Source organism: Tamlana crocina (assembly GCF_012037625.1).
In genome coordinates this window covers 1-613 of the sequence record NZ_JAAVJS010000092.1, presented here as the reverse complement: position 1 = coordinate 613, position 613 = coordinate 1, and the positions used below count along the sequence as shown (strand labels likewise).

1 pseudogene is annotated in these 613 nt (G+C 44.5%); it reads left to right on the top strand.

From position 1 onward, the window contains the following. Positions 1-613: pseudogene (locus tag HC176_RS15760) on the top strand (efflux RND transporter permease subunit); the annotation flags it as partial.

Below are 613 nucleotides of genomic sequence, written 5' to 3'. Positions count from 1 at the left end.
AAAAACACCTGAAGCATTTGAACAAGAGATGGATCAACGGCTTTGTGAACTGGATGGAACGTATGGTGAGACATCACCGCATAAGTATTTTCATCATTTCGGTAGTTCTCCTGGCAGCGAGCATTATAGGGATCTACCAGATCAAGATCTCGGGAAGTTTACTTGAAGATATGCCGCAAAATGCCGGCTTCTTTAAAGACATTGAATTCTTTGAAGAAGAATTTGACGGAGTTATGCCTTTGGAGATCCTTATCGATACAAAAAGGGAACAGGGAGTGATGAAATTGCCAACTTTGAGAAAGATGGAGGAGTTGCAGAACCTTATAGCCGAAGAACAGCAGCTCTCCCCTCCTATTTCTATTGTGAACCTGGTAAAATATTCCAAACAGGCCTATTACAACGGAAACCCCAAATATTACCAGCTCCCCACCTCCCAGGAGCGCAATTTCATTTTACCCTATGCCCAGGGACTGGAAACCTCGGGGAATAATCTGCTCACTTCCTTTGTCGACAGTACCGGGCAATATGCCAGGATGACCACTTTTATGAAGGATATCGGCACCAGGGAAATGGAAGAGATCGAGGAAGACCTGTGGCCAAAGATCAACGAGAT